Origin of the sequence: Cystobacter fuscus (assembly GCF_044360685.1) — a bacterium.
Taxonomy (GTDB): Bacteria; Myxococcota; Myxococcia; order Myxococcales; family Myxococcaceae; genus Cystobacter; species Cystobacter fuscus_C.
The window spans coordinates 2642812-2660190 of record NZ_CP043491.1; the positions used below are offsets into that span (position 1 = coordinate 2642812).

At 68.4% G+C, this 17379-nt stretch carries 15 protein-coding genes; 8 read left to right on the forward strand and 7 right to left on the reverse strand.

The window, feature by feature from the left end; translation table 11 throughout:
* Nucleotides 1-121 precede the first annotated feature (121 nt).
* The 3 genes from F0U63_RS10970 to F0U63_RS10980 all read left to right on the forward strand — a co-directional run bounded on the left by F0U63_RS10970 (nt 122) and on the right by F0U63_RS10980 (nt 5327).
* Nucleotides 122-2683, forward strand: a complete 2562-nt coding sequence (locus F0U63_RS10970; protein ID WP_395845836.1) for an ATP-binding protein — start codon at nt 122-124, stop codon at nt 2681-2683.
* A 448-nt stretch (nt 2684-3131) separates the two neighbouring features.
* Nucleotides 3132-4748, forward strand: coding sequence for a family 43 glycosylhydrolase (locus F0U63_RS10975; protein WP_395845837.1), 1617 nt, complete (start codon nt 3132-3134; stop codon nt 4746-4748).
* A gap of 174 nt (nt 4749-4922) precedes the next feature.
* Nucleotides 4923-5327, forward strand: a complete 405-nt coding sequence (locus F0U63_RS10980; RefSeq protein ID WP_395845838.1) for an NUDIX domain-containing protein — start codon at nt 4923-4925, stop codon at nt 5325-5327.
* Nucleotides 5328-5374: 47 nt separating this feature from the next.
* Here the strand turns inward: F0U63_RS10980 and F0U63_RS10985 are convergent, their stop codons facing one another.
* From F0U63_RS10985 to F0U63_RS11010, 6 genes are all read right to left on the reverse strand, one after another.
* On the reverse strand, nt 5375-6283 hold the full coding sequence (locus F0U63_RS10985; RefSeq protein WP_395845839.1) for a hypothetical protein: 909 nt from the start codon (nt 6281-6283) through the stop codon (nt 5375-5377).
* Between the two features lie 152 nt (nt 6284-6435).
* The gene (locus F0U63_RS10990) at nt 6436-7359 is read right to left on the reverse strand and encodes a patatin-like phospholipase family protein (protein WP_395845840.1); all 924 of its coding nucleotides are present in this window, start codon (nt 7357-7359) and stop codon (nt 6436-6438) included.
* 154 nt (nt 7360-7513) lie between these two features.
* Nucleotides 7514-8371, reverse strand: a complete 858-nt coding sequence (locus F0U63_RS10995) for an NAD-dependent protein deacetylase of SIR2 family (RefSeq protein ID WP_395845841.1) — start codon at nt 8369-8371, stop codon at nt 7514-7516.
* A 13-nt stretch (nt 8372-8384) separates the two neighbouring features.
* Nucleotides 8385-9314, reverse strand: a complete 930-nt coding sequence (locus F0U63_RS11000; protein WP_395845842.1) for a protein-ADP-ribose hydrolase — start codon at nt 9312-9314, stop codon at nt 8385-8387.
* Between the two features lie 73 nt (nt 9315-9387).
* The gene (locus F0U63_RS11005; protein WP_395845843.1) at nt 9388-10290 is read right to left on the reverse strand and encodes a nuclear transport factor 2 family protein; all 903 of its coding nucleotides are present in this window, start codon (nt 10288-10290) and stop codon (nt 9388-9390) included.
* An 83-nt stretch (nt 10291-10373) separates the two neighbouring features.
* Nucleotides 10374-10799 carry an Rrf2 family transcriptional regulator gene (locus F0U63_RS11010; RefSeq protein ID WP_395845844.1) on the reverse strand — a complete coding sequence of 142 codons (426 nt, stop codon included), beginning with the start codon at nt 10797-10799 and terminating at the stop codon, nt 10374-10376.
* A 155-nt stretch (nt 10800-10954) separates the two neighbouring features.
* On the opposite strand from F0U63_RS11010, the gene F0U63_RS11015 reads away from it, so the two are divergent.
* The 4 genes from F0U63_RS11015 to F0U63_RS11030 all read left to right on the forward strand — a co-directional run bounded on the left by F0U63_RS11015 (nt 10955) and on the right by F0U63_RS11030 (nt 15670).
* Nucleotides 10955-11698, forward strand: a complete 744-nt coding sequence (locus F0U63_RS11015) for a hypothetical protein (RefSeq protein WP_395845845.1) — start codon at nt 10955-10957, stop codon at nt 11696-11698.
* A gap of 186 nt (nt 11699-11884) precedes the next feature.
* Nucleotides 11885-12703 carry an SDR family NAD(P)-dependent oxidoreductase gene (locus F0U63_RS11020; protein ID WP_395845846.1) on the forward strand — a complete coding sequence of 273 codons (819 nt, stop codon included), beginning with the start codon at nt 11885-11887 and terminating at the stop codon, nt 12701-12703.
* Between the two features lie 112 nt (nt 12704-12815).
* Entirely contained in the window at nt 12816-14180 is a 1365-nt protein-coding gene (locus tag F0U63_RS11025) for a BamA/TamA family outer membrane protein (protein ID WP_395845847.1), read from the forward strand.
* Nucleotides 14181-14194: 14 nt separating this feature from the next.
* On the forward strand, nt 14195-15670 hold the full coding sequence (locus tag F0U63_RS11030; protein WP_395845848.1) for a M20 family peptidase: 1476 nt from the start codon (nt 14195-14197) through the stop codon (nt 15668-15670).
* 22 nt (nt 15671-15692) lie between these two features.
* Here the strand turns inward: F0U63_RS11030 and F0U63_RS11035 are convergent, their stop codons facing one another.
* Nucleotides 15693-16529 carry an EamA family transporter gene (locus tag F0U63_RS11035; protein ID WP_395845849.1) on the reverse strand — a complete coding sequence of 279 codons (837 nt, stop codon included), beginning with the start codon at nt 16527-16529 and terminating at the stop codon, nt 15693-15695.
* Between the two features lie 173 nt (nt 16530-16702).
* Between F0U63_RS11035 and F0U63_RS11040 the strand changes: the two genes are divergently transcribed.
* Nucleotides 16703-17374 carry a hypothetical protein gene (locus F0U63_RS11040; protein WP_395845850.1) on the forward strand — a complete coding sequence of 224 codons (672 nt, stop codon included), beginning with the start codon at nt 16703-16705 and terminating at the stop codon, nt 17372-17374.
* Nucleotides 17375-17379 lie beyond the last annotated feature (5 nt).

A 17379-nucleotide genomic window follows, 5' to 3' on the forward strand; every position in this document is an offset into this window, starting at 1 on the left:
TCCCTGGGGCGGGAGGAACAACTGCCACGGGTGTTGTTGATTCTGTGGGTGTGCTCCTGACCACGGGATCCGATTGAGTGAGATGCGGCAGCGGGCGGCGCGGCAATCGATGGAGCGGCTGATGCGCTTGCAGAAGGTGACGAGCGAGCTGTCGCAGGCGCTCACGCCCGAGCAGGTGGCCAGTGTCATCGTCCGGCAGGCGGGGCCGGCCATGGGGGCGTGCGAGGCTTGCATCTATCTGCTCGCGGCGCCCGGGATGCTGCACCTGGTCCAAGCGATGGGGATGCCGGAGGATGCACTCGAGCGCTGGCGTTGGCTGCCCGTGACCGAGCCCGTCCCCATCGCGCAGGTCGCGCGCACGGAGAAGCCCGTCTGGGTCGAATCGCTGGCGTCCTTCCGCCAGCTCTACCCGGTCCTCAACGACATGCCGCTGAACCCGCATGGCGCGTGGGCGTTCCTGCCGCTGCACGTGGACCGACGGTTGCTGGGCGTGCTGGCGGTTGGCTTCCCCCTGGGGGGGGGCTTCACGGCGGAGGACAAGGACTTCGCCTATCTCCTCTCCAAGCAATGCGCGCAGGCGTTGGAGCGGGGCCTCCTCTATGCGCGCGAGCGGGAGCTGCGCGAGGAGGCGGAGCGGGCGCGGGCCGAGGCCGAGGAGCATCGCCGTCTGTTGGAATTGGAGCATCGCCGCCTCCAGGCCGTGCTCCAGCAGCTTCCCCAGGGCGTTCTTCTCGCGGAGGCCCCGAGTGGCCGGATGGTGATGGTCAATGACCGGGCGCTGCGGCTCGGTAAACGCCCCCTCCCCGTGAAGCGCGACTGGAGCTTGAAGGAGTACTCGGCCATCCGTGGTTTCCACCCGGACGGGCGACCCTATCTTCCGAGCGAGTGGCCCCTGCGTCGTGCCCTCTCTGGAGAGGTGGTGCGCGGCGATCTCATGGAGTTTCGCGACACGGACGGCTCCACGCTCACGCTCGAGGTGAACGCTGGACCGGTGCGCGACGCGGAGGGCCGGGTGACGGCCGCGGTGGCCGTCCTCGAGGACATCTCCGAGCGGTTGCGGATGGAGCAGGCCCTGCGCGAGGGGGAGTGTGTGTTCCGCCGCATCATGGAGTCCGACATGATGGGGCTGTCCTTCTGTGACCGGGACGGCCTCCTGCTCGAGGCCAATGACACCTTCCTCTCGCTCGTCGGCCACGAGCGGGAGGAGGTGCGGCGGGGCCGCCTGCACTGGCGCATGCTGTTGCCTCAAGAGGAGGAATCGATCGCTGGCGAGCTGTGGACGCGCGGCGCGTCCCCCCCCACCTTCGAGCTGGAGCTGCTGCGCGGGGATGGTGGCCGGGTGCCGGTGTTGACGGGCTCGGCGTGGGTGGAGGAGCAGGACCGCGTCCTCACCTTCGTATTGGATCTGTCGGACCTCAAGCGGGCGGAAGGTGCGCTGCGCTTCCTCGCCACGGCCAGCCGTGTCTTGGGCCAGTCGCTGGAGGTGTCCGACGCCACGCTCCAGGATGTGGCGGGTCTGGCGAGTATCTCGGTGGCCTCGTGGTGTGTCATCGACCTGGCCACCCCCGAGGGGCTGCTGCGCAGGGCGGCCGTGGCGCACCGGGAGGAGGGGCGCGAGGAACGGCTGCGGCGGGGATGGCCGTTGCCCCCGCTGAGTGACTCGGGGGGGCCCCTGCTGGACGCGATGCACTCGGGCGAGCCGCTGCTCTTCCAGGACTTCGGCGTGGAGACGTGGCACTACCTGTCCATGGGCGTCGAGCCCGAGGTCGAGGACCTGGCGGAGGAGGCCTGCTCGGTGCTGGTGGTGCCGCTGCGCTCGCACGAGCGCACCCTGGGCCTCATCACCCTGGGCTCCTGCTCGCGGCGGCGGCGCTACGGCCCCGAGGACATCTCCCTGGGTCAGGAACTGGCGCACCGCGTGGCGGCGGCGCTGGAGAGCGCGCGGCTCTTCACGGAGTCGCAGCGCGCGGTGCGTCTGCGCGACGATTTCCTCGCGGTGGCCTCGCACGAACTGAAGACGCCGCTCACTCCGCTGCGGCTGCAGCTCCAGGGGCTGCGGCGGGTGGTCGGCTCGTCGGGGGGCGGGCCCGTGGACTCCGAGCGCGTGCTCCGGGCCGCGCGGATCTGCGAGGCCCAGGTGCGCAAGTTGTCGGGGCTGGTGAATGACTTGCTGGACGTCTCCCGGATGGCACAGGGCCGGCTCCCGCTGCATCTGGAGCAGGTGGACCTGGCGGCCATCGTGCGGGACGTGCTCTCGCAGTTCTCGGACGAGGCCGCGCGCGCGGGTTGCGCGGTGGAGTTATGGGCCGGACTGCCCGTGGTGGGCGAGTGGGATCGGTTGCGGCTGGAGCAGGTGGTGATCAACCTGCTGACCAACGCGCTCAAATACGGAGCGCGCCGGCCCGTGCATGTGCGCGTCTGGGAAGATGAGGGCATGGCGCGGCTGTCGGTGCGGGACGAGGGCATCGGCATCGCGCCGGAGCACCGCTCGCGCATCTTCGGCAAGTTCGAGCGCGCCGTGTCCGAGCGTCACTATGGTGGGTTGGGCCTGGGGCTCCACATCACGCAGCAGATCGTCGAGGCGTTCGGGGGCTCCATCCTGGTGGAGAGCGAGCCAGGCCGGGGCTCGACCTTCACGGTGACGCTCCCACCCGGGATGCACGCCATGCTCGCGCACCCCTGAGTCTGATGCCAAGTGGCCCAAGGGTTTGGATTGACTGATTATTTCAGGAATCCTGGAAAAGCTTGGATTTAGCTTGAGGCATGGGCCCGATCGACGCAGGATGCGGGCCATGAAATCGACGCTCAATGCTGGATGTGCAGGCCGTCGTGTGGACGCGGACGTAGTGACTCGCGAAGCGCGTGATTCATTGCCTCTCGGGGGCGCGTGGCGGCGTCCCGGGCTGGGCCGCCTGGCACCGCTGTTGCTGGCCGCCACGCTCCACTGTGGCGACGGGAAGACGCCCTCCCAGAACACGGGGGGGGACGACGTCCCAGGCGGAGGCGGCGATGGCACGGACGTGTCGCCCGTACCCGGTCCCGGCTCTGGGGGCGCAGGCCCTGGTCAAGACTCGCCAGGGGGTGATCCCATCGCGTCGGAGTGTTTGCCCGGCACTTCCGGTAATCCCTTCGTGAGTGGCTGGTACGCCGATCCGGACATGAAGTTCTACAACGGCCGGTACTGGGTCTATCCGACGTACTCCGCTCCTTATAACGAGCAGACCCATCTGGATGCCTTTTCGTCCCCGGATCTCATCCACTGGACGAAGCACTCCAAGGTGTTGGACAAGGTGAACGTGTCCTGGGCAACCCGGGCCATCTGGGCGCCGTCGCCCATCTTCCGCAACAACACCTACTATCTCTATTTCGGGGCCAACGACATCCAGAACGACAGCCAGCTGGGCGGGATCGGGGTCGCGAAGTCGAACAACCCCGACGGGCCCTTCGTCGACGCGCTTGGCAAACCCTTGATCGGCAAGTTCATCAATGGGGCGCAGCCGATCGATCAGAACATCTTCATCGACGACGACGGACAGGCGTATCTCTATTACGGCGGTTGGGGTCACTGCAACGTCGTCAAGGTCAACGCCGACATGATCAGCCTGGACAGCTCGTCCTTCAAGGAGATCACTCCGTCGGGCTACGTCGAGGGCGCGCTGATGTTCAAGCGCAACGGGAAGTATTACCTGATGTGGTCCGAGGGCGGGTGGACGGGGCCGGACTACCGCGTGTCGTATGCCATTGCCAACTCGCCGCTGGGGCCCTTCCCCAAGGTGGGGACGATCCTCAGCCAGAACGCGGCCGTCGCCACCGGCTCGGGCCACAACTCGGTGATCAACGTCCCGGGGACGGACGACTGGTACATCTTCTATCATCGCCGTCCGCTCGGAGAGACCGACGGAAATCACCGCGTGCTGTCCTTTGAGCGCATGTATTTCAACAGCGACGGGACGATCAAGCCGGTGGATATGACCACCCAGGACAACTTCTGCGATGGCGACTCGCAGGGCTGGAGCACCTACGGTGCGACGTGGACCGTGTCGAACGGACGGTATGCCACGCCCCAGGTGCCCGACGCGAAGGCCTTGTTGAACACCAATTTCTCCGCGCTGGTCTATGAGGCCGACATCACGCCGGGCGCCTCCGGGGACGCTGGCTTGATGTTCCGGGTGAGCAGCCCGGGCGCCGGGCTCGATGCCTACAAGGGGTACTACGCTGGCATCGCGGCGGGCAGCGACAGGGTGGTGCTGGGCAAGGCGGGTGGAGGGACCTGGACCGAACTCGCGAGTGCCGCCGCGACGATCGATCCGAACGTCACCTACCACCTCTCTGTCCAGGCCATCGGCAGCCGCATCTCGGTCTATCTGAACCGTTCGACGACCCCCATCGTCACGGCCATTGACTCCACTTATGCCTCGGGTGCGCTCGGACTCCGGGCTCATGACAGCGCGGCTGCCTTCGACAACGTGAATACGGCGAAGCCGCCCGGGGCTACCTTCTACGCGGACGGCGGGTTCGGTGGTCTTGGGATCTCGCTGAGCCCCGGGAACTACACGCTCACGCAGCTCATCGCGGCGGGCATCCCCAACGACTGGATGAGCTCGCTCCGGGTCCCCGCCGGCTGGACGGTGGAGGTCTATGCGGACGACAACTTCACCGGGACGATGTGGAAGTTCACGGCGGATACGTCACTGATTCCGGCGGAGGCCAACGACAAGATGTCGTCGGTGAAGATCTTCGCGCCGTAGTTCTCACGCGGGTGGACTCCGGACGCGGGCCCCGCGCCCGCGTCCGTGACGCCGGCCCCGCCTCCGTCGGCCTCCCACTCCGACATCACCCGCGGTGGGCAGCTCTCGACAGGTGCCTCACAGGGGGCCTCGCGGTGCTAGGGTCCCCCCGGTTTCAACCCCGTGGGGAACGACATGGACCCTCAACCGCGTGTGGGTGTCGGTGCTTTCATCCAGGACCCGCATCAGAGACTGCTGCTGGTGCGGCGCCGGCGCATGCCCGAGGCGGACCATTGGGGGCTGCCGGGCGGCAAGGTCGACTTCGGCGAGACGCTGCGAGCCGCCGTGGTGCGGGAGATCGCCGAGGAGCTGGGCGTGGAGATCTCCCTCGACGGGCTGCTCTGCCTCGTGGATCAGATCGACGTGGCGGCGGGCACCCATTGGGTGTCGCCGGTGTACCGGGCCCACATCGTCCAGGGCGAGCCGATCAACCGCGAACCGGCGGCCCTGGCCGAGGTGGGCTGGTTCTCGCTGGACGCCCTGCCCGAGCCACTGACCCTGTCGACCCGGACGGCGTTGGCTCAGGGGAAGGAACGCTAGAAGGCCGCCGGGTCGCATCGACCCGGCGGCCTTGCACCCCTGGCGGCTCAGCGCTGGCAGTAGCTCGGCATGGTGCTCGGCAGTCCGCCCGCGTAGGGAGACGGGACGGTGCCGAACGGGTGGGCCTGGAGGAACTGCCAGACCGCCGCGCGCGCGTCCGTGGGGATGGAGTGCCCCCTGCCGTGGTTGCAAATCATGGCGAACTGGGACTTGGACTTCAGGTCGTTGTAGTAGTTCTGGCTCACCGTCTGGAAGTTGATGACGACCTGGTCGGACGAGCCCCCGTGGAAGATCATGGCGGCGAACTTGTTCGTCGGATCCTGCGTCGGGATGGTGGAGGTCCTTCCCCCCGAGTAGGTCGCCACGCTCGCGATGTAGCCCGAGCGGCGGTAGCTCATGTGTGTGGTGTTCAGGCCACCCGCGCTCATGCCCATGCTGTGGATGCGGCTCACATTGATGCCAACCTTCTGGATGGCACACGCCAGGACCTCGTCCGCCACGCGGAAGTCATCGTCACGTGACGTGGACGAGACATAGAACCAGGGGAAGGTGCCCGCGGCGGGATCGTGTACCGGCGCCGCGACGATTCCACCCTGGGCCTTGATGGCTTCGATCTGCGTCGTGCCGATGCCCGTGGTGGCCTCTGTCGGCTGGCTGCCCGTGCCGTGCCAGTAGAAGACGAGCGGGCCATCCAATGTCTTGGCCGCGTCCGACATCCAGATGCGGACCGAGCGGGCCGGGATTCCCGCCGGTTGGAAGGTCAACGTTCCATCCTTGAACTCGGGACAGGGGCCGGTGGGCTTGGGAAGGAAGGTGGGAGAAGGCTGGGCCAGGCTGGCGCTCGTGCCCGCGAGCGTGTCGGAGGCGCTGTCCTCCGCGCCGCTCCACGGGCCTCCTTCTTCACCGCCACATGCGGATACGGTCACGAGGAGCGCGGTGGCGAGAACTTTCTTCATGGCAGACAACCTCCGGGTGAGGCAGCGGTCAATGGGAAGACATCATTTGAGCACCCCTCGATCTGAATAGAAAGTAAAACGTTATAAACGGAAAAATCGTGTAATCCCAGAGTGGCGTCTGGGGTGTGCCAGGCTCGGTGGCTCCCGTCAGCCTACAGCGCTGATGTGGGAGGCACGGGGGGCGGCAGGTTCATCATGGTCTGTCGTGCCATCTCCAGTCGTGCGACCTCCTCGCCGTGACGCATGCGCAACCGGATGGTCACGGACGAGAAGTCGAGCGTGTCCCCCAGCCGCTTGCTCGGTTGGATCACGGTGATGGGGCAGTGGCGGTAGGCGCTGCCGTCCGGCTTCTTCAGTTCCAGACCCGCCGCCTGGGCCTGCCGCACCAGGTCGTTGATGCGGATGAACTCATCGACGTCGTTGAGCAGGATTTCATTGATGGTGATGTCGGTGAGGCTGCGCTTGGCCACGTCGATGATGTTGGCCGGGGGGTTCACCTGCTCTGCCTTTCCCGAGCTGCAGGCGATGACCACGATTTGCGTCGGGTTGAAGTTCAGGGCGTCGCCGAGCGGGGTGACGTTGCGCAGTCCTCCGTCCACGAACGCCTGGGGGCCAATCGCCTCCCAGATGACGGGCATCGTCGCGCTATGCCACACCGCGTCGAGGAAGTCGGGGGTCTCATGGTGGATCAGCTCGTACTCCCCCGACACGAGCGAGACGCGGCCCACATGGGTGGGGACGCGGAAGGGCCGCCCCGCCGCGTGCTTCTGGATGAGCGCTCGCAGCGGCGAGTCATCGAAGAACCCGAGCTTGTGCTGGACGGCGAGCCGGAAGGCCACGACGGGCCAGGAGAACTTCCGGTAGATGTCCTCCTCCCGGATGTTCATCCAGAGGTCCATCAACCGTGCGTATTCCTGCTGGGCGAGGAGCGTGGCGTTGAGGGCTCCGACGGACACTCCGATGATGCGCTCCCAGCGGAAGCCGAGTTCCTCGCGAAGGACGCGCTCGGCGCCGATCTGGAATGCACCCTTGGCTCCTCCGCCGGACAGCACGAGCGTGGCAACACGTTCAGACATGGCGACTGCCCCCCATGGACTTCGGATGAAGGGGGCATAACGGCATCTTGCTGGGTCTGACATCACCCCGGAGCCTGAGGACAGGGTCCGCGCCGGGACAGAACCTCCGGCGCCCGGTCTGCTTCACGGTCTACACCTGCTCCAGCTGGGAGCCTCATGAGCGGGAGGGCGGCCCCAGCAACTCGAACGCCTGACTCGCTCCCATCGCCAGGGAGACGGCGCGCTCGCCGAGTTCCTCGGGAAGCTCGGGGTCCGTGAGGTTGATGCGGACCAGCCGGGCATCGGGGTGATGGTGGACGAGGTGCTCCATCCGCCAGCGCACCACCGAGGGCGTGTTGAAGCCCGCCCCCACCTCGATGACGAGCAGCCGTTGCGCCGCGCCCTCGCGCATCCATTGCCGGAAGCGCCGCGCCTGCTCGACGTAGGGCTCCTCCAGGAAGGAGGCGTCCAGGCGCACGTTCATGAAGACGTCTCCTCCGCAGCGGGGGCAGCGCGGGAGGGCGTCAGGCGCCGTCACCTGCTGGGTCATCGGATCCGTCGCCGCGAGGCACCGCTCGATGAAGGGCCGCGTGGGCCAGGTCTCGCGCGTGCAGGCCCTCCGGCACTGCATGCGCGCGTAGTCCCCTTGCGGCGTGAAGAGCCGGGCCTCGTCGAAGCCATTGCGAGGGAACAGCATGTCGACATTGGACGTGAGGACGAACGTGTCCTTGTCCTTCACGAGGTGCCGGAGTGTCTGGTAGGCGGGGCGCTCGTCCTCCCCGAAGCGCACGTGCTTCACGTGTGTCGACCAGAAGCCCCAGTGCTGCGCGGGGGTGAGGCCCTCGTGGCCAATGAACTGGTATTGGGCGCGAAAGCCCAGGCGGACGAAGGCGGGGAACAGCCGGGCGAACGTCGCCGTGTCTCCGTAGTCGATGCCCGCCGCGGCCGACATGCCCGCCCCCGCGCCGATGAGGACCCGCTCGCTCTCCGCGAGCCATCGCCGCGCCAGCTCCACCGCCTTCTCGTGCTTCATGCTCCGTGTTCCTTCACGCGTGTTCATCGAGGGCTCCCCTCCGGAGTGCCGCGGAATACGCCTCGCGGTCCTCGTCACCGAAGACGTTGAACAGCACCAGATCGAGCGCGCCGGGGTGCTCGCGCAGCCATGTTCCCACCGTACGCAGCGCCACCCGGGCGGCGGGCTGCTTGGGAAAGCCAAAGACACCCGTGGAGATGGCGCACAGCGCGACCGAGCGCACGCCCTGGAGCCGCGTGGCCACGTCCAGACAGGCGCGATAGCAGGCGGCGAGCGCCTCCTCGTGCTCCGGGCGCAAGGCGCCGCGCACGATGGGCCCCACCGTGTGCAGCACGTAGCGGGCGGGCAGGCCGTACGCCCGGGTCGCCTTCGCGTGGCCCGTGGGCTCGGGCGTGCCCTGGGCTCTCATGATGCGGGCGCAGTCCTCGCGCAGCCTGGGGCCGGCCGCCGCGTGGATGGCGTTGTCGATGCACGCGTGGAAGGGACGGAAGCATCCGAGCAGCTGGGCGTTCGCGGCGTTGACGATGGCATCCGCCGCGAGCGTGGTGATGTCCCCCTGCCACACGGCGCAGCGGGCGGCCGCCGTGCCCGGGACGTCGCCGAGACGTGGCAGACGGATGGGGTCCACCTCGGGGCGCATCCGCCGTTCCGCCTGGAGGAGCCGGTCCATGGCCAGGTGGAAGTCCTCCGGAAGTTCCTGGGGGCCGCGAACCGTGAGGAGCGCGCGCAGCCAGGTCCGCTCATCCGCCTCCAGCCGGGTGCTCGTGCCCAACTCCTCCCGCAGCCGTTGCTCGGTGCCGTCCTGCTGGAGGTGCTCGAGCAGACGCCGTGACAAGGCCGGGCGTTCCTCTTCCGAGGCGGGGGCGGAAGGAGTGAATGGGGTGTCGAGGGAGACGAGCCCTCGGTACGCGTCGAGCGGCAGCACTGGGGCGGGAGAGGACATGGGTCACCACGAACAGGAGAGGGGAGGGCGCCCGGGACACACGTGGCCCCTCCCCTTGGGGACTGCCTGGCGGTTAGAACTTGCCGTTCTGGTTCTTCCACTGGTCGCGCGCCGGGACGGTCTCGATGGTGTCCCAGTGCTCGGCGATCTTGCCGTTCTCGACGCGGAACAAGTCATAGAACGACGTGGGCTTGCCTCCGAAGCTGCCCTCGCTCGCCACCAGCACGAAGTTGCCCTCGCCGAGCACCTTGTGGACCCGGTCGTACTTCATGCTGACGCCTGCCTTGGCCATGGCCTGGAGCGCCTGTCCCAAACCGGAGAGCCCGTCCGCGATCCGTGGGTTGTGCTGGAGGTAGCTGTCTCCGTTGAAGTAGCCCGCGAGCTTCTCCATCCGGCCGTTGACGAGGATGTCGTCCACGAAGCCCGCCACGAGCTTCTTGTTGGCCTCGGTCTTGTCGAGGTCGTTGGCCCGGGTGGGGCCGTCGAGCATCGTGTGGCCGCTCGGGTTGGGGCTGGCCGGCTTCTCCTGGAGGTTGTCCCAGTGCTCCACGATCTTCCCGTTCTCGAAGCGGAAGATGTCGAAACCAATCTTGGGTCCGAAGAAGTCGTAGTCGGTGTGGGCGAAGACGAGATCGCCGTCCTGGAACACCCGCACGGTGTTCACCCGGGCCGAGTCCTTGGGGAGTGCCTGCAGGAGCGCGCCGAAGCCGACAAGGCCGTCCGCGGCCCCCAGGTTGTGCTGGATGTATTTGTCCGGGTTGATGACGGCGACGGGCGCCCCCTCCCCGGTTTCAATCGCCTTGAGGAGGTCGACCACCTGCTGCTTCTGGTTCTGCTGCGTGCTGCTGGTCATGGTCGTGCCTTCGGTGCGTTGGGTGGGGGTGGATGAGGCGCAGGCGCTGAGCGAGACCGCCGCGGTGAGCGCCGCCAGGGCGATGGGGGAGGTCCTGCTCGACTTCTTGTTCGGGGGGGTCATGGGCATTCCAGGGGTCTGCGGGGTTGAACTGAAACTGAAGTGGTTACAAATCAGGGCAAAAAAAACGAGGCTCGCGGACCGCTCTAGCGGGCGAGTGTTCCTATTTCCTCGACGAGGTCCGCGACGGTCGTGCGCTCGAGGTCCTTTTCCAGCGCGAGTTGTGCCTCCTCGAAGTGTCCGGACAGCGCGGACTGGATGGTGCTCCCCACGGGACAGCGGGGATTCGGGGTGTTGCTGTGGAGGGGGAAGAGGGCGCCACCTTCCACCGCGCGATAGATATCCCTCAGGGTGATTCCCTTGGGAGGCCGTGCGAGCTGCCAGCCGCCGCCCACGCCGACCTGGGAGGTGACCAGCCGGGCGTCACGCAGGAGCGCCAGCAACCGCCGGATGACGACCGGGTTGGTGTTCACGCTCCCGGCGATGTACTCCGACGTCATCTGCTCCCCCCCGCCGTGGGCGAGCAGGGTCAGGATGTGGATGGCGACGGTGAATCGGCTGCTGGTGTTCATCGGTGGGCTCGAACTGTAACCAACATAGTTTCCGTTCATGTCCGTGTCAATGGACAGTGGCGCCGCCCGGTGGAAACAGGCGCGTCTTCAACGGCCAGCGCGAGGGGGGCGGCTTCCGGTAGGGTGTGGGTTGTTCGTCCGTCGAGGAGGCCGTGTTGAAGCGTGTGTTGCTGGTGGCGGTGCTGGGGTTGGTGGCGGGTGGCGGGTGCAAGAAGTCCTCGGTCCCCGCCTCGCCCGCGGACATGGTGCGCACCTCGCCGGACGGGATGCTCTCCTCGAACGGACGGGGCGTCGTGAATGGGGGCGAGGTGGAGGTGGCCGGTCTGATCAAGGCGATCCACGAGGACGGCGGACGCCTCGTGGTCACCTTCGCGTCGAAGCAGCCCTCGCGCTCCGTCCTCTGCCGGGTGGAGGCGGGGCAGGCGGCCGCCGCTGGCGGTCTGGTCGCGGGGCAGCTCGTGGCCATGCACGGCCTCGCGCGGGGCCAGTCGGGCGGCAATCCCGTGCTCGAGCCGTGCCGGGTAGTCTGGGCCGGGCCTCCGCCCGGGGCGACACCCACGGACGGCCGGGACGCCCTGCGCGCGGCCCGCTCCCTGGAGATGTGCAGGGTGCCCCTGGTCGTCGACGGCTTGCGACGCGGGGGCCGCCAATTGTCGGACGGCAAACCCATGACCGAAGCGGCCTTTCGCCAGCAGGAGCCAGCCCGGGCCGAGCGGCTCGACGCCGCCGAGAAGAAGGCGCGCGCGGAGCTGGCTTCCGTGGGGCTGACCGCCCTGTCCTGTGATCATCCGCTCCTGCACGTCCTCCAGCGGTGCGAGACGGTCTCCGGGCCGGACACACCGGGCGTGGAGTGCGACGCCCCCTCCGTGAGGGAGATCCTCGCCCTGCTGACCCGATGACCTCACGGACCTCGTCCTGCTCCGGCTCGACGGCAGGTCCGCCGCCAGCAGCGCGCGCGGCACGAACGAGGATGAGCCTCATCCCCATCGAGGAAAGGAGGGCCTCGTGGTGGGAGGCCCGCTCCTTGCCGGCCCACATCGCGGCTGTGTAGGGTCCCGTCTCCCAGTGAACAAAAGGGGGTCGGGATGAAGCTCGTATCGAGCAGTGCCATTGTGACGGGAGCCGGGCAGGGAATCGGGTTGGCGATCGCCGCGCATCTCATGCGCAACGGAGCCAATGTCCTCCTCTTCGGCCGTACCCGGGAGAAGGTGGAGTCCGCCGCCGAGGGACTGAATCGGACGATGGAGGGGCGCGTGCGGGCGGTGCCCTTCGCGGGAGACGTGGTCCAGGCCGCGGACGTGTCCCGGGCGATCGAGACGGCCACGCGTGAGTTCGGTCTGCCGGGCATCCTCGTGAACAACGCCGGGACGGGTGCCCTCTCGCCCATCATCGACATGCCGGAGGAGCAGTTCGACCAGATCCTGGGCATCAACCTCAAGGGGCCCTTCCTCTTCACCAAGGCCCTGGGGCGGGCGCTCGTGGACGCCAGGCAGCCCGGCTCCATCGTCAACATCTCGTCGTTGAACCAGACGAACGTGACGGATGGGCTCGCCCACTACTGCGCCTCCAAGGCGGGACTCGCGAACCTCACCAAGGTCACGGCCTCGGAACTGGGCCGCTACGGCATCCGCGCCAACATCGTCGCGCCGGGGCTCATCCGCACGCCCCTGTCCGAGGGGGCCGGTCTGCAGACGGAGGCCATGATGAATGCGTTCCTCGAGCGGACGCCGCTCGGCAAGCCGATGGGCGAGCCGGAGGACGTGGCCAAGGTGGTGTCGTTCCTGTGCAGTGATCTCGCGTCGTGGGTCACCGGTGAGACCATCGCCGTCGACGGGGGCAATCACATCCGCGGAGTCCACAGCTATCTGGACACGCTGGGCATCACCAGCTCCAAGGTAGGCTGAGGCGCGCTCTCCCTTCCGCCCACGGTCTCACGAGCCTCGAGTTCTTCGACACCTGGGCGGGGGCGGAGGGCGGAGTGCGGAGTTCTTTGACACCTGGGCGGAGGAGTCTCGCATGTTGCTGATTCGGACGATGTGGACAGGGGTACTGGTGGCCTCGCTGGTCACGGCCACGGCCCGGGCGGAGGACCCGCCCCCGGCGCCCCCGCCCGAGTCCACCCAGGAGCCCGCCGAGGAGTTGACGCCCACGCCCGCTCCGCCTCGCAGGGGCTGGGGGGTCCAGGGCCTGCCACTCATCAACTACAACAGCGACGAGGGCCTGGGGTATGGCGCTCGGCTGCTGGTGGTGGACTCGGGTGACGGCACGATCCGGCCCTACCGCTACGCCTTCATGGCGCAGTTCTTCCAGACGACGGTGGGGGTGGCCATCCACCGCCTCGCCCTGGATGCCCCCCACTTCCTGGACTCACCCTGGCGGGTGGTGCTGGACGTGGCGCTGCTCAACGATCGCTTCTCGCCGTACTACGGCCCGCCCGGGGACACGCGCTACGTGCCCTCCTTCAACACCTGCGGCGACCGCGACGCGCTGAAGTCCAACCCCAACGTCTGCCCGGGCAACCCGGAGTTCCGAGGCGCGCGCTACTACGCCTTCGATCAACGCACCTTCCCGAGCGTCATGCTCAACGTGCGCCGCTCGCTCAGCGGCCCCTGGCAGGTGGCGGCCGGCTACCGCTTCCGGCTCACCGAGCTGCGCACCCGCTACGCCGTGGACGACCTGGGACAGGCCCGGGACTCGCTCCTGGAAGAGGACGTGCGGGCGGGACGCATCTCCGGACTGACGGCCGGCCACCTGGAGGGGGTGAGCATCTTCCGCACGGCCGAGGTGACGGCGAGCCTGCTGTTGGATCTGCGCGACAACGAGCCGGCGCCCGTGCGGGGCATGTTCCACGAGCTCGCGGTGCGTGGGGCCGCGGGCGTGACGGGGAGCGCCTTCAACTACGTCGGGGTCACGGCCAACCTGCGCTTCTACCACCCGCTGGGCACGGACCGGTTGGTGGCCGCCTTGCGGCTCTTCGCGGACGTGATGGGGGGCGATGTTCCCTTTCCGCAGCTCACGTCCTTTGGCGGCGTGGAGTGGCGCGAGACGATGAGCGGCATCGGTGGCGTGAACACCGCGCGCGGCATGCTCAAGAACCGGCTGCGCGGACAGGTCAAGGCGCTGGCCAACGGGGAGCTGCGCTGGAAGTTCCTCTCGGTGGCACCGGGGAATCAGCACCTGGATTTCACCCTGCTGGCCTTCATGGACGTGGGCCAGGCGTGGGCGAACCTGGACTCCCTGGAGGCTCGGGCCCCGCGCTACACGGGCGGTGGTGGCCTGCGCATCGCGTGGGAGGACAACTTCATCGTCCGGCTCGACTACGGCGTGAGCCCCCAGGAGGGCACCACCGGCTTCTACCTGGACTTCAATCACGTTTTCTGAAGGGGAGGGTGGTGATGAGGACCCTGGCGAGGATCGGCCTTGGCGCCAGTGGCGCACTGGTGTTGTTGGCGGCGGTGATGGGGGTCCGCACGGCGAGGCTCGAGGCCCCCGCCGCGGCGGCCCTGGAGGGGGGCTCGCCGGCCGGGGCTGTCGTGGTGGATGTGAACGCGGCCGCCCAGCGCCTGTCCCAGGCCATCCGCTTCCGCACCGTCAGCCACCAGGACAAGGCCGAGGATCAGCCCGCCGAGTGGGAGCGGCTCCATGCCTGGCTCGAGAGCGCCTATCCCGCCGCGCACGCCGCCATGACGCGCGAGGTGATCTCCGGCCATACGCTCATCTACACCTGGAAGGGCTCGGACCCCTCGCTGGCCCCCATCCTCCTCATGGCCCACCAGGACGTGGTGCCGGTGACCCCCGGCACCGAGAAGGACTGGCGCCATCCGCCCTTCGACGGCGTGATCGCCGACGGCGCGGTCTGGGGCCGCGGGGCCATCGACGACAAGGGCTCGTTGATCACCCTGTTCGAGGGCTCCGAGCTGCTCGCCTCCCAGGGCTTCACGCCTCGCCGCACGGTGCTCATTGCCTCCACCCACGACGAGGAGGCTCGCGGCGAGGGGGCTCCCGCGGTGGCGGACTGGATGAAGGCGCGCGGGCTCCAGGCCGAGTTCGTGCTCGACGAGGGCATGGCGGTGATCTCGGACAATCCGGTCACCGGGGGCGCGGTCGCCCTGATTGGCGTCGCCGAGAAGGGTTATGGGACGTTGAACGTCGTGGCCCGGGCACCGGGAGGCCACTCGTCCTCTCCGCCCAAGGACGCCGGTGGCGCCGTGCTGTTGTCCAGGGCCGTCGTCGCGATCGCCGAGCACCCCTTCCCCCTGGAGCTCAAGGGGCCCGGGGCGGCCATGCTGGAGACGCTCGCGCCCGTGGGGCCCTGGCCGCTGCGCATGGCCGTGGCCAACCGCTGGCTGTTCGAGCCGCTCATCATCCAGCAGGTCGCGGCCACCCCCGCGGGCGCGGCCCTGCTGCACACCACCATCGCGCCCACGATGTTGAGGGGCAGCCCCAAGGAGAACGTGCTGCCGCAGGACGCCACGGCGTGGATCAACTACCGCATCGCGCCCGGTGACACCTCGGAGACGGTCCTGGCCCACACCCGCGCCGCCGTCGGTGACCTGCCCGTCGAGATCTCCTGGACGAAGACCCCGGATGAGCCCACCCCCATCTCCTCCACGCGCTCGCGGGGGTGGAACGTGCTGGCCACGATCGCCGGGGAGATGAGCCGGGCACCCGTCTCACCCGGGCTGGTCACCGCGGCGACCGACAGCCGTCACCTGCAGCCGGTGGCCACGGACGTCTACCGCTTCCAACCCATGACCTTCTCACTCGCCAGCATCCAGATGATTCATGGGACGAACGAGCACATGACGCTCGAGAACCTGGAGTTCGCCGTGCGGTTCTACGCGCGCGTGATCGCCACCGCGGCCCGCTGAGTGCTTCGCCCCGCCGCGCTCGCTATACCCGGGGCCACCCCAGCAGCACGGCCCCCATCGTCACCAGTCCAGCACCAGCGAGTTGCCGCCGTTCCATCCGTTCGTTTTGGAGCGCGCCGAGCGCCAGCGCGAACACGATGGACGTATTGCGCAGGGTGAGCACGGCCCCCGTCCCACTGTTCGTGAGCGCGAGGAGCAGCAGCGAGAACGACAGCGTGCACAGGACTCCCGCTGTCACGAGCAGCAAGGGTCGGGCCATGGCCTTCCGGCGCAGAGCGCCCCAACCTGGCTCTTTCTGGCGGCACATGAGGATGAGCAGGGGAAGGGCCACGCCGAGCGATAGGGTGAACAGGGCCGGAGGTTGTGCGCCCTCTCCCAGGGCGCGCTTGTAGCTGAGGTTGTACCCGGCGATGCACACGGCGCTCGCGAGGGCCCAGAGCACGCCTTCCTTCTCCCTGCCTCGAGGCCGTACGAGGTTCATTCCCGCCATGCCCACGGCCACCAGGGCCGCGCCAGCCACGGACCCGAGCGTGAGTCGCTCGTCCAACCACAGCACGGACACGGGCCACACGAGCAACACCGCTCCGCCACGGGACACCGTGTACGCGAGCCCCAACGGAGCTCGGCTCAGGGCCTTGGCGAGCATCACCAGGTAGCCGCTCTCCAGCACGCCCGCCATGACGCCCCACAGCAAGGCCGCGGAGGTGGGAAAGGCCGCGCCCTGGAGGCCGAGCGCCCAGAGTCCTCCGCACGCCACGGTGACGGTGATGACGCCCACCACGGCGGACTCCGGATCCTCGTGCCGCTTGAGGAGCGCGTTCCACAGCGCATGGAAGAAGGCGGACGACAGGACCAACATGACGGGGCTCAACGGTGCTCCGGGAATCAGGGCCGGTGTCGAAGGACTCCTTCTCCGAGCGCGAGCCAGGTGTCAAAGGACTCGAGAGCGGGGTCCTGGCGCGAGTTGCCCACACATCGAGGACGCACGGCGCGTCCCCGTGCGCTCCCGCGTTGGTCTACAACGCGCGCACCATGAACCGTGCCCTCTTCCTCTCTGTCTGTGCCTTCTCCATGAGCCTCGCCTGCACTGACTCGCGCCGTGCCCCCACGCCGCCCGCGCCACCCCCCATCGATTCCGGGAAGACCGATGCGGCGCCCCCGGATGCCGGCGCCAACGATGCGGGGGAGCCGGACGCGGGGCTCGCGGACGCGGGGACTCCCGCGCCCACCGGGGACGGAGGCTCCGCCTGCTCGGCCCAGGGACTGAGCCCCACGCCTTCCCCCGCGAACCCGCCCCTTCCCCCCGCGGTGGACTCCATGCGCCGCCGCATCGTCGCCGCGGCGGTGGCATGTGACTACGCGGCGCTCGCCGCGCTCGGGGACGAGCAGGGCAAGAGCCTGCGCTTCTCCTTCGGTGCCGACGAGGACGTGGCCCGTTTCTGGCGCCAGGCGGAGCAGGAGCGCGGTGAACCGGTGCTCGCCCGGATGGTGAAGCTCTTGAGCCTGCCCTACACGAAGCAGGACGCGCTCTACATCTGGCCCACGGCGTTCCGTGAGAACGCCACCGCCCAGGACTTCGAGGCCCTCAAGGGGATCTACCCGGACGCGCAGCTCAAGGCGATGCAGCGGGATCGCAGCTACCTCGGCCTGCGCGTCGGCATCTCCGGTGATGGAGACTGGCAGCTGGCCGTCAGCGGAGACTGACGGCC